This window comes from Sorangium sp. So ce448, from assembly GCF_051520915.1.
GTDB classification, from domain to species: Bacteria; Myxococcota_A; Polyangia; order Polyangiales; family Polyangiaceae; genus Sorangium; species Sorangium cellulosum_B.
The window spans coordinates 4,815,483-4,831,232 of the sequence record NZ_CP150343.1; the positions used below are offsets into that span (position 1 = coordinate 4,815,483).

The window sequence follows — 15,750 nt, forward strand, 5'->3', positions numbered from 1 at the left end:
GCGGAGGGAGAAGCAGGTGGAGCCCATCGTTTTGCTCGAATTTCGCTCCGATCACATCGCGCATTTGATGCTGTGCGATCGTGCAAGCAAGAACATGTTCTCGCGCACCCTCATCGAAGAGTTGACGAACAAGCTGGCCGAGGTCGCCCGGCATCCGGAGGTGCGCTGCGTCGTCGTGTCGGGACTGGAACGGCATTTCTGCTGCGGCGGCAGCCGGAGCGAGCTGCTCGAGCTCATCGAGGGCAACTACACCTTCGCCGTCGGTCATTTCTATCGGGCGCTGCTCGATTGCCCGATCCCGACGGTCGCCGCGATGGCGGGCCACGCCCTCGGTGGCGGGCTGGTCTTCGGCTTGTACGCGGACATCGTGATTTTGGCCGAGGAGTCGATCTACAGCGCCAACTTCATGCGCTACGGGTTCACGCCCGGCGTCGGAGCGACGTGCCTCCTTCCGCACCGGCTCGGGCCCGCGCTCGCGCACGAGATGCTCCTGACGGCCAACGGCTTCCACGGGGAGGAGCTGCGACGCCGCGGTGTGCCCTTCCAGGTCGTCAAGCGCGACCGCGTGCTGCAGCAGGCCCTGACCATCGCCGCGGATCTCGCTTCAAAGCCCGTCACGTCGCTCAAGCTTCTGAAGGCGACGATGACGCAAGCGCTTCGCGACGAGCTCCCTCGCGCCGTGAGCCGCGAGCTCGAGATGCATGAGATCACGTTCAAGTTGCCCGAAGTCCGCGCTCGGGTAGAGCTCGAATTCGGATACTGAGGAGTGAATGCCGTGACGTTCGAGACCCTGCACTATGAAAACAGCGGCGGCGCCGCGCGGATCACCCTGCATCGCCCGGAGCACAGAAACGCCATCAACCGTGCTCTGCTCCGGGAGTTGAACGCGGCGCTCGACCTGGCCGAGGCCGCTCCGGATTGCCGCATGGTGGTGCTCCAGGCCGACGGGGACATCTTCTGCTCCGGTATGGACTTCGACGAGATGGCCAAGCTCGCCGATCAGGTAGACCTTCGGACGATGCAGGAGAGGACCGAAGAGTACATGCTCACGCTCAAGCGGCTGGCGACCTCCCGTCGAGTCGTCGTCTCGCGCGTCGCGGGGGCGGTCACGGCGGGCGGCGTCGGCTTTGTCGCCGCGAGCGATCTCGTGCTCGCGACTCCCAAGGTCACCTTCACCTTGACCGAGGCCCTCTGGGGGCTGCTTCCGTCCAACGTCGTCCCGTACCTGGTTCGCCGCGTCGGGTTTCAGGCCGCGTTTCGCATGACGCTCACCGCCGCGTCCATCTCTGCTGAGGAGGCTCACCGGCTGCAGCTCGTCGACTACCTCGGCCCTGATCTGGACGAGCTCGAGAGGGTCATTCGCATACGGCTGAATCGAATCACTGCCGACACGGTGAGCGAGCTCAAGGGTTTTTTTCGGAAGATGTGGATCATCGACACGGCGATGGAGCAGGCCGCTGTTGAAGAGACGGCGCGGCTGGGTGCTTCGGCGACCGTGAAGGAGAACATCCGCAACTTCGTCGAGGCTCGCACGTTTCCATGGGAACGCCGCTCCGGCCGATGAACCGCCCCGAACCGAGGTACTCCTGATGAAGGCCTATATTTTTGCGGGTCAAGGATCGCAGTCGCGTGGGATGGGCCGCGAGCTCTTCGCGGAGTTCCCGGAGTACGTCGCCCGCGCCAACGACGTCCTTGGCTACTCGATCGAAGAGCTCTGCCTGAGCGACGGGGAAGGCAGGCTTGACAACACCGAGTACACGCAGCCCGCGATCTATGTCGTGAACGCCCTCTCCTACATGAAGAAGGTTCGCGACGGATCGGGTCCCGCTGACTATTGCGCGGGGCACTCGCTGGGCGAATACAACGCGCTCCTCGCGGCTGGCGCATTCAGCTTCGAGGACGGGCTGCGCCTGGTCAAGAAGCGCGGCGCGCTCATGGGCGCGTCAAAAGGCGGTGGAATGGCCGCGGTGGTCGGGTTCGGAGAGAGTGACATCCGCGAGCTGTTCATCAAGAACGACATCGTGAACATCGATGTGGCCAATTTCAACTCGCCCTCGCAGTTCGCGATCGCTGGGCCGAAGGCGGAGATCGAGGCGGCGAAGAAGGTGTTCGAGGAGGCCGGTGCCGTGTACCACATCCTGCGGGTCGGGGGCGCATTCCACTCCCGTTACATGCAGGAGGCGAAGACGGAGTTCGGGAGGCTCGTCGAGACGTTTCACTTCGCGAGGCTGAAGATCCCCGTGGTATCGAACCTTCGCGCTCTCCCGTACGCGAACGGCCGAATCGCCGCGGGGCTGACGCAGCAGATCACGGGGGTCGTTCGGTGGAGCGAGAGCGTCCGGTACATGGCGTTGCGCGGGGTGACGGAGTGGGTCGAAGTGGCTGCTCGGCCGGTGTTGACGCCGCTCTTGAAGCGAATCTTGAAGTGAACGATCGCGCCTTGCTCACGTCGCGCGGGCTCCAGGCCCGTCTCTGCCGCCGTCGGTCGGATCGAGATCCGTTGTCGGTGAGCTTTGCAAAGAATCACACGGAGAGGTGATCCGATGGACGCCCGAGGCAGACCCGTCGTTTTCATGTTCGGCGGACAAGGCTCGCAGCACTATCACATGGGGCGCGAGCTCTTCGACGCAGACTCGACGTTTCGGACGTGGCTCCTCCGCGGCGATGAGCTGTTCCGGCGCGTGAAGGGCCGTTCGCTCATCGAGGTCATGTTCGATCGGTCGAGGAGCAGGGCCGACCCGTTCGACCATATTTCGGAGACGCACCCAGCCATAGTCCTCGTGGAGTTCGCGCTCGCCCAGGCGCTCCTCGGGCGGGGTATCGAGCCCGACGTGCTCATCGGTTACAGCCTGGGCGAGTTCGCGGCGGCCGCGGTCTCGGGCGTGGCGCCGTTCGAGGACGTGTTCATGGCGGTTCTCCGGCAAGCCGAGCTCGTGGTCGAGCGCTGCTCGGAAGCCGGAATGACGGCCGTCATCGGCGACGTGCGCCTGTTTCGAGACGAGCCCCGGCTCTTCGCGGGATGCGAGCTCGTTTCGGTCAATTTCGAGCGACACTTCGTCGTCGCGGGGTCGCTCGCTGCCCTTGCTCAGGTCGAGGCAGAGCTGCGGGGGCGGAACGTCCTCCAGGTCCGCTTGCCGGTGCGGTACGGGTTTCACTCGCGGTGGCTCGATCCGCTGGCGCGTGTCAGCCCAGCGCTGCAGCTCTCCTCCCCGCCAGCGCCGCCCCGGGTCGCCTTGATTTCCTGCGCCACCACCGGCCCGGTGTCGCGCTTCGATCACCGGCATATCTGGCAGGTGATCCGGACGCCGGTGCGCTTTGCCGATACGATAGAGAAGCTCGAGCACCAGGAACGTCACGTGTACGTCGATCTGAGCCCGTCGGGGACCTTGGCCACCTTCGTCAAGAACATCCTGCCGGGCCACACGGAGGCGACCGTGGTGCCGATCATGACGCCGTTCGGCGGCGCTCGGGAGATGCTCAGCGAAGCGATCGCGCGTATCGACGCGGCGGTGCACGGCGGGACGTCGCGCGCGCGGCCGGACGAGATTGGAGCCCGCGCCTGATGCTTGGGAGCGCTGAATTTCGTAAGGATTACGGGGTCGACCTCGCCTATGTGGCAGGGGCGATGTACAAGGGCATCGCTTCGAGTGATCTCGTCATTCGCATGGGGCGAGCGAACCTCTTGAGCTTCCTGGGGACGGGGGGAATGACGCTCGCGCAGATTGAGCGGGAGCTCGACAGGATCCAGGGAGAGCTCGGTCCGACGCAGGCGTTCGGCGCAAATCTCCTCGCGAACCTGGATGACCCCAGGCTGGAAATGGCCACCGTAGAGCTGCTCTTGAAGGCCAACGTGGTCAACGTCGAGGCGGCCGCGTTCACGCAGATCAGCGACGGTGTGGTGTGGTATCGATTCAAAGGGGCGCGCTGGGGAGCTGACGGCGAGCCGGCTGTGCGCCGCCGTCTCATCGCGAAGGTCTCGCGCGCCGAGATCGCCGAGTCGTTCCTACGCCCCGCTCCCCCGGCGGTCGTCGAGCGGCTGCGCGCCGCGGGGCGGCTCAGCGCAGAAGAGGCAGAGGTCGCGCTGCGCGCGCCCGTCGCGAGCGACATCTGCGTGGAGGCCGACTCTGGCGGGCACACCGATCGAGGTGTCCTGATCGTGCTCCTGCCATGCATTCTTCGACTGCGCGATCGCGTGTGCAGGGCGCAAGGCTACGCGAAGAGCGTGCGCGTCGGGGCGGCGGGGGGAATCGGGGCGCCCGAGTCCGCCGCGGCCGCCTTCCTGATGGGGGCAGACTTCGTGCTCACCGGCTCGATCAATCAGTGCACGGTCGAGGCGGGGACGAGCGACGCGGTCAAAGATCTGCTCCAACGGGTAGCCCTGGGCGACACCGCCTACGCGCCCGCCGGCGATATGTTCGAGCTGGGAGCTCGCGTGCAGGTGGTCGGTCGAGGCCTTCTCTTCGCGCCTCGTGCCAATGAGCTCTACGAGCTGTATCGCCGCCACTCGTCTTTGGACGAGATCGACCCGCAGGTCCGTCGGCGGATCGAGGAGCGTTATCTATGCCGGAGCTTCGCGGAGGTATGGGACGAAACGCGGAGCTACTTCGAAAGGTCGAACCCGGCGCGTCTTCGGGAGATGGAGCGAAGCCCGAAGGCCAAAATGGCGGCCATATTCCGCTGGTATTTCGTGCACTCGACGCGCCTGGCGCTGCGGGGCAGCGCGCAGCAAAAGACGGATTATCAGGTGCAGTGCGGGCCGGCGATGGCCGCTTTCAATGAATGGGTCAAGGGCACCCCTTACGAGAGCTGGCGATCGCGACACGTCGATTCCATCGCTGTGCTGTTGATGCGCGGTGCAGAAGACCATATGCGGCGCGCGCAGCGCGATGAACGGGAGGAGGCGCGGCTCTGAAACCGGTATTTCTTGACTCGGTCGCGGACGCCGCTTATCTGGCTGGGTGAGATCATGGAAAACGCAAAAACCGATCAAGTTGTCAAGGGCGGGCTGAGCCGGGCAATGGTGGTGGTGCTGGTATGCATCTTCATGTCGATGCTCGACAGCAGCATCGTCAACGTTGCGCTCCCTTCGATCGGCGAAGCCTTGCACGGCTCGTTTGTGGTCCTGCAGTGGATCGTACTCTCGTACCTGGTCGTCACGAGCGGGCTCGTGCTCGCGATGGGCCGTCTCGGCGACATCTTCGGCAAGAAGCGGTTGTACATCGCTGGTATCGTTATTTTCACCGCGGGCTCCGCGGTCTGCGCGGTCCCCTGGAACGCCGGGTGGCTGCTCCTGGGACGCGCGGTCCAGGGCGTCGGAAGCGCCATCCTGCTGGCGCTCGGGCCCGCCTTGGTGACCGAGCTCGTCGCGCCGGCCGAGCGCGGGAAGGCGTTCGGCATGATGGGCGCGACCGTCTCCCTGGGGCTCATTCTGGGGCCGGGGCTCGGAGGAGTTCTGGTCTCCTCGCTGGGCTGGAATTGGATCTTCCTGATCAACGTCCCCATCGGTCTGTTCGCGGCGGTGCGCGCTCTGCGCGATATTCCGGCGACGCGCCCGGCCGCGCAGGAGTCGTTCGATCTCCTGGGCGCCACCGCGCTCTTTCTCGGGATCTCAAGCCTCGTGATCGCGATCACCGGGGGCGAGCGTTCGGGGATGGGTCCCGAGGGCGCGGCGGCGCTCTGGGCGGTCAGCGTGGGCTCGTTCATCGCTTTTGTCGTCGTCGAGCTCAAGGTCAAGACGCCCCTCCTCGAGCTGCGGATCTTCAGGAACGCGCTCTTCAGCACGAACCTGGCGGGGGCGGTGCTGAATTCGATCGCTCTCGGCGGGACCCTGGTTTTGATGCCCTTCTATCTGCAGAACGTGCTCGCCCTCAGCGTTCGAACCACGGGGCTGCTCCTCGCCGTGACCCCGATCGCGCTCACCGTGGTTGCCCCGCTCGCGGGAGGTCTGAGCGATCGCTTCGGCGCGCGCCGCCTCATCCTCGGCGGACTGCTGCTCACGGCGGTGGGCTTCTACGCGATCAGCACGCTCTCCCAAGAGACAGGCAAGGTCGAGTATGCGCTGAAGTTCCTTGTCCTGGCGGTCGGCGTGGGGCTCTTCCAAACACCGAACAGCGCGACCATCATGTCGTCGATCCAGACGGCGCGCACGGGCATCGGGGCGGGGCTCTTGTCGGTGGCGCGGCTCTTGGGCCAGACCGTGGGCGTCGCGACGGTCACCGGGCTCTGGTCGTGGCGTGTCATGTCGCACGTCGACATGGCCTCGGGCGAGGGCCCGCTGCGAGCGCCGCTGCAGGCGCAGGTCGACGGGTTTCGCGACGTGTTCCTGATGTTGCTGGTGACCACGGTGCTCACCGGCCTCATCGTGGCTCAAGGCTTTCGCTCCGGCACGAGCCCGGTCGGTCCGCTCGCCGCGGGGGGGGGCCGACCGGCAGCCGGCTGAACTCTCATCGGTTGGAAATGAAGCTCATGCAGCGACGCTGCATGAGGGGCGCCCAGGAGGAGGTTGAGTCATGACGCGTGATGAAGTGTTGTCGATCGTGCGTGAAAACATCGTGATGGTCCTTCCGGAGGTGGATGCGACCTTGCTGCGCCCGGAGAGGAGCCTCTCGGAGCTCGGGGCCAACTCCGTCGATCGCGCGGAGATCGTCGTGGGGGCCATGGCGGCGCTGCGGATCAAGGTGCCGGGCAGCGAGCTCGCCGAGGCGAAGAACATCGGCGGGCTCGTCGACGTCCTGTATCGCAAGCTCAGCGCTTGACGGCGACGCCCCCAGGAGAAGCGGAGCTCGCATGAAAGGCGTGCTTGTCACGGGCATGGGCATCGTGGGCCCCTTTGGGTCAGGGGTCGCGTCGTTCGAGCGCGCGCTCCGCGAGGGGGCACGGCCGTTCACGGTCACGTCGCCCGCGATCTCGACGCGCGCGGGCTACATCGAGGCGCCGGTGCCGGAGGCCGTTCTTCAGGTCGCGTTCGGCGGTCAAGGCCGGACCGGCGAACTTCACCCGCGCCTCCGCAAGCTCGGCGCTCGAGCTCCTCTTGCCGTACAAGCCGCGCTCCTCGCGGCGTCGGAGGCGTTGTGGCCGGCCGGCGCGGCGCTCTCCGGCGAACGGATCGGCATCGTCGTCGGAGGGCAGAACCTCACGCACGCATTCGAGCAGGAGGCGCTGCCGGCCTTCCGACAAGAACCCGCCTACGTGAGCCCGAGCGCAGCGCTCCGGATTCTTGACACCGACGTCCTTGGGTGCGTCAGCGAGGCGTTCGACATCCGCGGCGAGGGGATGTGCGTGGCCGGGGCGTCGGCGTCCGGAAACGTCGCGATCATTCACGGCGCGCGCCTCGTCTGCGGCGGCCAGGCCGATGCCTGCCTCGTCGTCGGCGCGCTCGCCGAGCTGTCGCTCTTTCAAATGCAGACGCTCGTCAGCATCGGCGCGCTCGGCGGCGAGTTCTTCCTCGACGCCCCGCACCGAGCTTGCAGGCCGTTCGATCGCCGCCACGGGGGCTTCATCCCTGGCCAGGCGAGCGCCGCGCTGTTGCTGGAAAGCGCTGCGTCCGCTCGTGCCAGGGGCGCGGAGCCGCTCGGATGCGTGCTCGGGGGCGGCATCGTCCTCGACGCCAAGAGCGGCTCGAGCCCGTCCGTTGAAGGCGAAGTCGGCGCCATGCGCCGCGCGCTCGCCGACGCAGGTGCGGGCGCGAGCCACGTGAGCTACGTGAACGCGCACGGCACCGGAACGCCGCTGGGCGACGAGGTCGAGCTACGGGCGATCGCGGAGGTGCTCGGCGAGCGCTGCGCGGAGGTCCCGGTGAACTCGACGAAGGTCGTGACGGGTCACTGCCTCTGGGCCGCGGGGGTCGTTGAAGCCGTGGCCACGCTCGTGCAGATGCGAGCGGGTTTCGTGCACGGCAACTTCAACCTGGACGACCCGCTCGAGACTCCTTGCAGGCTGGTCGGTCGGGCCAGCGAGGCGGCGGACATCGGCGTCGCCCTGAGCAATTCGTTCGGCTTTGGCGGCATCAATACGAGCATCGTGCTCGGACGAGCATCGGATTCGCGCGCATGATCGCGCGCCTCGGCTCGAGCGCCGCCGGCGCCTGACCGCGTTGTCCACGATCGAGCGGCGCTCCAAGCCCGGGTGAGCTGCCCACCCCGCTTGCGGCTCACGTCGGTGCATCCGGGGGCCAGGCGGTGTACGCTCGTGTGGATCACACGGCGGCAAGACCGCACGAGACCCGGGAGAAGACCATGGCCCGCACTGCGCCTGTACCGAACATCCCCGCCATCCCTGGAATGAACCCGGGCGTCTTCATCATGGGAGGGGGCGGGGCCGGTGGCGGGGGCGGTGGCGCTGGAGGAAACGGCTCTGGCGGTAAACAGGGCGGCAATGGCTCCAACGGCGGCAAGGACGCCCCAGCGGCGGCGGGAAGTCCGGGTGTGGCAGCGCAGGCGGCGACGGCGCCGGCTGCCCGAACCACCATGGCGGCAAGAAATCGGGAATGGCTGCGAAGGGCGACCCGGTCGACGTGGTGACGGGCCGGGTGTTCACGATTCCCGCCGTCGATCTCGAGCTTCCGGGACCGCTGCCGCTCTCGATCGTGCGGTCGTACACCACCGCGGCGTCCGAGCGCGACGTCGGGCTGGGGTTCGGGTGGAGCCACTCGCTGGCGTGGGAGATCGAGGTGCGGCAGCGCATCCTCCGCGTCTGGACCGACGATGGGCCGGTCGATCTCGACGCGATCCCCGCGGGCGCCGGCGCGGCGGGCCCCCACGGATGGGTCCTCGCCCGGGAGGAGCGCGGCTTCGTCCTCGATACCGGCGATGGCCGCTGGTACGTGTTCGCCGAAGCGGCGGGGAAGCGGTACCGGCTCACCGCGATCAAGGACCGATACAACAACGAGATCAGGCTCTCGTACCGCGAGGGCGTGCTCGCCGAGATCACCGACAGCGTCGGCCGGATCGTCCGGGTACGGCGGGCGCCCGACGGGCGCATCGGCGCCTTCGAGATCAAGAACGCGCGGGAGCGCGGTGTCTGGGTGCCTCTCTCGCAGTATAGCTACGACGCGGCCGGGGATCTCACGTCCGCGACCGACGCTGACGGCTACACGACGCGCTACACGTACCAGGAACACCTCCTCACCTCCCATACGAGCCCTACCGGGCTCACGTTCTCATTCCGCTACGACGATCGGCGCCGCTGCGTCGAGACGTGGGGCGCTTACGACGATGGGCCCGACCGCAGCCTGGCGGAGGACGTGCCGACGCACCTGGCCGACGGCAAGACCGTCGCCAGAGGCATCTATCACTGCAAGCTGGAGTTCGGAGAGGACGGATACGTCGAAGTCGCGGACTCCATCACGGTTCATCGCTACTTCGGGAACCGCTTCGGCAAGCTCGACAAGGCCGTGAGCGCCGGGGCCGTGTTCAGCCGGACGTACGACGAGCACGGGCACCTCCGGACGTTCGTCGATCCGGCCGGCGCCATGACCGTCTGGCAGCGGGATCGCCTCGGCCGCGAGCTCTCCATCACCGATCCGCTCGGTCGAATGACGAAGATCGCGCGCGATCCGGACGGGCACATCCGCCGGGCGATCGATCCGGCGGGCGGCGTCACCGAGATCGGGCGGACGCCCGACGGGCTCATCTGGACCGACCCCCTCGGGGCGGTGTTCCAGGTGCGCCAGGACGCGCACGGGCGGCTTATCGAGACGGTGGCGCCGAACGGCGGCCGCACGACGTACCTCTATGACGATCTCGGGAACATGGTCGAGAAGGCCGACGCGCTCGGGGGCAAGACGCAGCTGGCCTATGACTACTGGGGCCGGTGCCGCTCGATCCGGGATACGAGCGGCGCGGTGCTGTCGTACACCTATGACAACCGCGGCAACCTCACCGGCGTCCACCGGCCCGACGGCGGGACGACCCGCTATGAATACGACGGGATGGGGGACTGCACCGCGGTCCTCCAGCCAAACCAGCAGGTGACCCGGTTCGTGCGAGGCGGCTTCCACAAGCTCTGCGAGGTGCACAAGCCGAACGGAGAGAGCACACGGTTCCGGTACAACCGTGAGGGGCGCCTCGTCGAGATCCAGAACGCGCTCGGGGAGCGCCACAGGCTCGAGCTCGACACCGCGGGGATGGTGACCAGCGAGCGTGGGTTCGACGGGCGCGTGTCTCGATACAAATACGATTACAATGGCCGGCTCATCTCCTTCCAGAACGCCGCGGGCGAGAGGACGGAGTACACGTACGACCTCGCCGGGCAGCTCGTCGCGCGCACCTTCGATGACGGCAGCGTCGAGAGGTTCACGTACGACGACCGCGGCGATGTGATCGCCGCCGAGAGCCCGGCCGGTTCGTTCACGTATGAGCGCAACGCCGTCGGCTGGGTCGTGTCCGAGACCCAGATCGTGGGAGGCGAGGCCGCGACCGTCCGGCGCACCTTCGATCTCATGGGTGATGTCGTCGAACGCACCACGTCGTTCGGTCACTCTGCCAGGTGGATTCGCAACGTCGGCGGGCTCGCCGAGAGGGTGATCCTCGACGGAAGAGACGAGGTCCGGATCGCGTACGACGCCGCGGGGCGTGAGGTCTGCCGCGTGCTCCCGCGAGGCGGCCGGATCGAGAGCGCGTGGGACGTGATGGATCGCCTCGTCGAGCGGCGCGTCTGCTCGCCGTCGAGCCGCGTCCACGTCGGGCCGAACGAGCCAGCGTGGGTGGGCCCTGCCCCGGCGTCGATGACGGTGCACCAGGCATACCGATACTCGCCTGCGTCGGAGCTGGTCGAGGCGTGGTACCAGGCGTACGGTACGCGCCGCTTCGAGTACGACCCCGCGAGCCAGATCCTGGGGAACGTCCCGGAGCACGAGCGCGCCGAGATCTTTCGCTACGACGCCTGCGGGAACGTGTTCGACGTCGCCGCTGGCAAGAAGGATCGCTCGTACGGTCCTGGCAATCGCTTGCTCAGGAAGGGAGACACCGAGCTCCTCTGGGACGACGACGCGCGCCTCAAGGAGACGCGGGCCAGGACCTCCGCCGGAGCGCTCGAGGTCACCCGATACACCTGGGACGCGCGTGGGCTCTTGCACTCGGTCGAGCGCGCCGACGGCACCTTCGTGGAGTTCTCTTACGATCCGGACGCCAGGCGCGTGGCCAAGCGGGTCTCCCGGCGGCTCGCGACCGGCGAGCTACGGCCGGAGAGCGCGACGAGGTTCGTCTGGGATGGCGCCGAGCTCGTGCACGAGATCCGGCAGGTCACGGGCGACGCGGCTGCCCACGCCGTGCCAACGGTGGATGCGCGCACCTACGTCGTCGAGGCCGGCGCGCCGTGGGCGCAGCGCGCCGGAGAGGGCGAGTGGTATCATTACCTGAACGACGAGATCGGTACGCCGGAGCGGCTCGTCGGCCCCGACGGCGCCGTCGCGTGCGAGCTGCGGCGGAGCGCCTGGGGAAAGGTCGAGCCCGCGCGCGACGCGCTGGCGCCCGTGTCGACGCCGATCCGGTTTCGCGGGCAGTACTGGGGACGACGAGATCGGCCTCTGCTACAACCGCAACCGCTTCGAGCACGCCGCCCTTCGCAGGCACATGATCCCTCCTTCGCGAGCACCGGATGCGCTGGCCAAGGGCCCGGCGGCGGCGGAGCGCGGCGTCCTCGCCTTCTGGCGCGAGGTCGAGCGCTGCCGCAGCGTCCCCCTCGGCGGGGAGGCGCGCGCTTTCGCCGTGGCGGGCCTCGAAGCGTGGCTGGAGCGCGGCGGTGCGCGCGCGGCGCTGCTCGGGCCGAGCGGGCGCGGCAAGTCGATGCTGCTGGGCGCGTGGGCGCTGGAGCTGGCCCGCGCGGGCCGGCACGAGGTAGCGTTCGTCCCCGTGAGCCGCCGGTTCGGTACGGCGCTGGAGCATACGGTGCTGAACCTCCTCTATGCTCGCGTGGCTCTGTTCCTCAGGACGCCGCGGCGCATCGGCGAACGGGCGCACGGGGTCGAGGAGATGCGGCGCGACCTCGCGATCATGCTCGAGGAGGGCCGCCCGCCCGGAAGCAGGCCGCTCGTCGTGATTCTCGACGGGTTCGACGAGGGCGCCTCCTGGACGCTCGATGCAGCGCAGCGATTCCTGCGAGACCTCGGCCCCGGCGTGCGCGCCGTGCTGTCGGCGCGCTCGATCGAGGCGCTGGGAAGGCTCCGGGAGGAAACCGAGGTGATCGCGCTGGCGCCGATCGCAGTCGATGAGGTCGCGGAGGCGATCGGGGGGAGGCTCGGCGAGCTGCCGGCCAGCGTGAAGGACGACGTCGCACGGGTGAGCGGCGGGGAGCCGCTCCTCGTGGAGGCGCTCGTGGAGGCCTTCGCGAAGGATCCCGCGGCTGTGGCGCCGCCGCTCGCGAGCGCTCACGCCGGGGCTCCGGGGGTCCTTGAGCTCTGCGCCGGCGGCGTGATCCGCCCCGTATTGCCATGGCTTGCAGGCGCGCTCGGCCCGATCGACGGTGAGGAGCTTTTCTCGATCTCGACGGTGAGCGCCGGCGCCTGGAACGAGCTGAGCGGACCGCTGGTCGCCGCCGGAGAAACAGGCCTCGCGCTCCGTCACCCGGCCTGGGCGGAGGCCATCGAAGGGCGGCTCGCGCCGCACGAGCGCGCGGCGGTCGATCGCCGGTTCGCCGACCACGGGAAGCGCGCGTTCGCGTCGGGCACGGTCTCTGACTACGTATGCCGGAACTGGCGCGCTCACCTGGAGCGGGTCGGCGCGAGCCTCGCAGAGCGGCTCGACCTGGTCTCGAGGGCGTGGCTCGATGTGTGGAGGACACGCCCGGATGGCTCGTCCGGGTTCATCGCCGACGTGGACGCGACGGCGGCGTGCGCGGCGAGCCTTCTGGTCGATGCAGCGGCCGGAGGCGATGTCGTGGCGGTGCTGGCCGCGCGGGTCCGCTGCCTGCTCGTCACGAGCTCCGTGCGGGAGAGCCTTGGCTTCGAGGAGACGCGTCGTGTGCTGGCTGCGCAGGCCGCGCAGGAGGACGAGGAGAAAGAGGAAGGGGCCCAGGGCGGCGAGGGATCCGCCGGACCCCACATCGAGATGCCGCGTGTGGGCGAGGACATCCTCGAGGCTGGACGACCGCTCGCCGACGCCGCGGAGCGCGCCGGTGCCCTGATCCGGCTGGCGAACGAGCTGCCCGACGCCGAGCGCGCCGTCGTGCTCGGCTGGGCGCTCGAGGCCGCCAGCGAGGAGCACGCCGGCGGGGCCGCGCTCGCCGCCGTGGCGCGCGCTCTCGACGGGCAGGCGCGCGTGACGGCCGCGCGCGAGGCAGCGGCGCGGCTCGCTCGCGAGCAGAGCAAGGAGAGCCGGCTCGCGCGCGTGTCCCTGGCGGCGCTGCTGCCCGAGCCCGAGGCGCTCGACCTCGGTCGCGAGGTGTTCGCCGAGGTCCCGGCCGACGCGAGGAGCGACGAGCTGCCGCGGCTCTCGGAGGCCGCCGCGCGATGGTCTCCCGCGGCGGTGCGCGGGCTCTGGGCATGGTCCGAGGCGCTGCCGCCTTCGGAGCGGCACATGGTCCTCGCGCGCCTCGCTTCGGGGCTACCCGCGGAGGAGCGGGAAGCGGGCGCGTCGGAGGCGCTGGGGCTCGCGCTGTCGCTGCTCGCGGGCGACGCGCTTCCGCCGGACGCGTGCTGGAGCATCTGCGCGCTCGCGCCGCACGCACCTGCCGGCGCCGCGTCCGCGCTGGTCCAGGCGTGCGCGGCTGCGGCCAGCTTCCGGCGCCCGGTGGTGACGGCCGTCGCCGCGCGCCTCTGCGATCTGGGGCGCGTGGAGGATGCGCTCGCGCTGGTGGAAACGCTGCCCGAGCCGTCGGACCGGATCGAGGTGCGATCCGCGCTGCTCGCGCACCTGCCCGCCGCGGTCCGCGAGGCCGCCTGGGCCCAGCTGTCGGGCGATCTGCTGGCGAGCGACGGCGCGCGCCTGCTCTTCGAGCGGAACGCCGCTGCGTGGACCCGGGCTCTCGGGGCGGATGCGGTCCTCGACCTGTCAGGCGAGATCGGCGCCAACTGGCCAGCCCTGGTCGCGATCGCCGTGGCCTCGCCGGATGACGCGCCGGCGATTGCGCGCGATCTGGTCGAGCGCGCTCTGGAGCAGCCGAGCGACGAGGACGAGGCGCTCTTCGCGCTGATCCCGCTGGCCGCCTCGATGACCGAGCCGCACGCGCGCCGCGTCTGCCAGAGAATCCTGAACTATCTCGGCTGGAAGCCGCGGCCCGATCTCCTCGACGACTGGACGAAGGACGACCTCGGGCACCTGGCGCCGTTGTTCGCCCGCGTCGCTGGACCGCAGGGCGTCGTCGCGGTGGCCCGGGAGATCGTCGACGTTTGCCGGTGGCTGCCCTGAGCGTCCGCGGAGCGAACGGTCGGCGCGACGCCTGGAGCTCTCCCGGAGCTACGCGAGCCTGGTGGTGGTCCACGCAGAGCCCGGGCACCGCGACACAAGCGGTCGTGACGCGCCGACGGGGGCGTTGCGCAACAGCGCAATCCGTTGCGGGTCATGACCGGGCATTGCGCTCAGCGCCTCGCTGTCTGAGACGTTTCGCCGAGACATGCACGCATCTCGCGCCGGCACGTGGGTTGCCGTGCGGCCACGCCGCAACGAAACCACGGCGTGTCGCCACGGCGGCAGGCCAGAACCCATCAGACAGCACAGGAGGTTTCCCCCGTGAGTGAATCACCGATGTTTTCGACCATGGTCCTCCCCCCGGAGCTCGTCGCAGACGACGTGATCGGTCTCCGAGATCAGATGAGCGCGCGGATCGCGGCGGTGCTCAGGCCGAAGGGCGGTAAGCGCAAAGAGGGCGATGCGGCGCTGCCCAGGGGGCTCGAGCCCATCGCGGCGCTGCCGCCGCACATCGACAGGCCGTGGAAGCGCTTCGACGCGGCCGCGACGGAGCTTCAGGGGTTCCGCGACCTGCGGGCGAGCGCGCAGGCCGACCAGCGTCATGCGGCGCCGACCGAGGCCGAGCGGAGCGCGGCGAACACCGACAGCGACGACCGATGGCGCGCGTTCGAGCAGTGGAATGGGGGCGCCGCCGGGCTCTCCCCCGATGGAAAGACGCCGTCGCCGTCCGAGGCGCGCTGGCTATATGGGCAGCTCTTCCCGGCGCCCGAGGGGCTGCGCTTCATCACGCGCCGGCCCCGGGTGCAGTGGGCCGCGATGGTGCAGCGGATGAAGATGCTGGAGGAGGAGCGCGCCCAGGCGGTGATCGAGGGGTTCGGCGGGACCCGGCACTACCAGCAGCTCGTCTCCGCCCATGCGCGCTTCGGCGAGGCCTACGGCTTCACGAACGTGGTCCTCACCAAGGAGGGCGCGCCGACCGACGGCCGGCCGCAGTGGAGCGCCGCCCGGGATGCGCTGCGGAGCCTGATCCAGAAGATCGAGAACCACGCCGATCCGGAGATCCCGGGGAGCGAAACGCTCGCCGCGTTCCTGCTGGCGCCCTACGTCGAGATGGTCGACGACCTCGCGAGATCCCGTCGCAAGGCCTCCGCCAAGAAGCCCGAGGCCAGCACGGCACCCTCGTTCGAGGCGGGCGGGACGCCGTGAACCCGTCCGGGTGAGCTGGCTCGTCCACGCGGGAGAGGGGTGCACCCGTCTCCCGGAGGACGTGGCTCCAGGAAAAGATGGGTGGCACCCGTCTCCGCGGTGGAGGGGCCTCCAGGAAGAGATGGGTAGCACCCGTCTCCGGGTGGACGCGCCTCCCAGAAAAGATGGGGGTCACCCGTCTCTGCGGTGAACAGGCCACCCT

10 protein-coding genes are annotated in these 15,750 nt (G+C 69.0%); all 10 read left to right on the forward strand.

What is annotated here, in order from left to right:
• Window positions 1–16: 16 nt before the first annotated feature.
• The 10 genes from WMF45_RS18195 to WMF45_RS18240 all read left to right on the forward strand — a co-directional run bounded on the left by WMF45_RS18195 (window position 17) and on the right by WMF45_RS18240 (window position 15,548).
• The gene (locus WMF45_RS18195; protein WP_437718138.1) at window positions 17–763 is read left to right on the forward strand and encodes a polyketide synthase; all 747 of its coding nucleotides are present in this window, start codon (window positions 17–19) and stop codon (window positions 761–763) included.
• A gap of 12 nt (window positions 764–775) precedes the next feature.
• Entirely contained in the window at window positions 776–1,564 is a 789-nt protein-coding gene (locus tag WMF45_RS18200) for an enoyl-CoA hydratase-related protein (RefSeq protein ID WP_437718139.1), read from the forward strand.
• A gap of 25 nt (window positions 1,565–1,589) precedes the next feature.
• A complete protein-coding gene (gene fabD / locus WMF45_RS18205; RefSeq protein ID WP_437718140.1) occupies window positions 1,590–2,429 on the forward strand; it encodes an ACP S-malonyltransferase in 840 nt (279 codons plus the stop codon).
• A 114-nt stretch (window positions 2,430–2,543) separates the two neighbouring features.
• Window positions 2,544–3,563, forward strand: coding sequence for an acyltransferase domain-containing protein (locus tag WMF45_RS18210; protein WP_437718141.1), 1,020 nt, complete (start codon window positions 2,544–2,546; stop codon window positions 3,561–3,563).
• Window positions 3,563–4,912: a PfaD family polyunsaturated fatty acid/polyketide biosynthesis protein gene (locus tag WMF45_RS18215; protein WP_437718142.1), complete on the forward strand. Its 1,350-nt coding sequence runs from the start codon at window positions 3,563–3,565 to the stop codon at window positions 4,910–4,912. Before WMF45_RS18210 ends, WMF45_RS18215 begins: the two co-directional genes overlap by 1 nt.
• A 54-nt stretch (window positions 4,913–4,966) precedes the next feature.
• On the forward strand, window positions 4,967–6,439 hold the full coding sequence (locus WMF45_RS18220) for a DHA2 family efflux MFS transporter permease subunit (protein ID WP_437718143.1): 1,473 nt from the start codon (window positions 4,967–4,969) through the stop codon (window positions 6,437–6,439).
• A gap of 70 nt (window positions 6,440–6,509) precedes the next feature.
• Complete coding sequence (locus WMF45_RS18225) at window positions 6,510–6,755, forward strand: acyl carrier protein (RefSeq protein WP_437718144.1); 246 nt, start codon at window positions 6,510–6,512, stop codon at window positions 6,753–6,755.
• 31 nt (window positions 6,756–6,786) lie between these two features.
• On the forward strand, window positions 6,787–8,052 hold the full coding sequence (locus WMF45_RS18230; protein WP_437329926.1) for a beta-ketoacyl synthase N-terminal-like domain-containing protein: 1,266 nt from the start codon (window positions 6,787–6,789) through the stop codon (window positions 8,050–8,052).
• A 433-nt stretch (window positions 8,053–8,485) separates the two neighbouring features.
• Window positions 8,486–12,208 carry a DUF6531 domain-containing protein gene (locus WMF45_RS18235; protein WP_437718145.1) on the forward strand — a complete coding sequence of 1,241 codons (3,723 nt, stop codon included), beginning with the start codon at window positions 8,486–8,488 and terminating at the stop codon, window positions 12,206–12,208.
• 2,482 nt (window positions 12,209–14,690) lie between these two features.
• Window positions 14,691–15,548, forward strand: a complete 858-nt coding sequence (locus WMF45_RS18240) for a hypothetical protein (RefSeq protein ID WP_437718146.1) — start codon at window positions 14,691–14,693, stop codon at window positions 15,546–15,548.
• Window positions 15,549–15,750 lie beyond the last annotated feature (202 nt).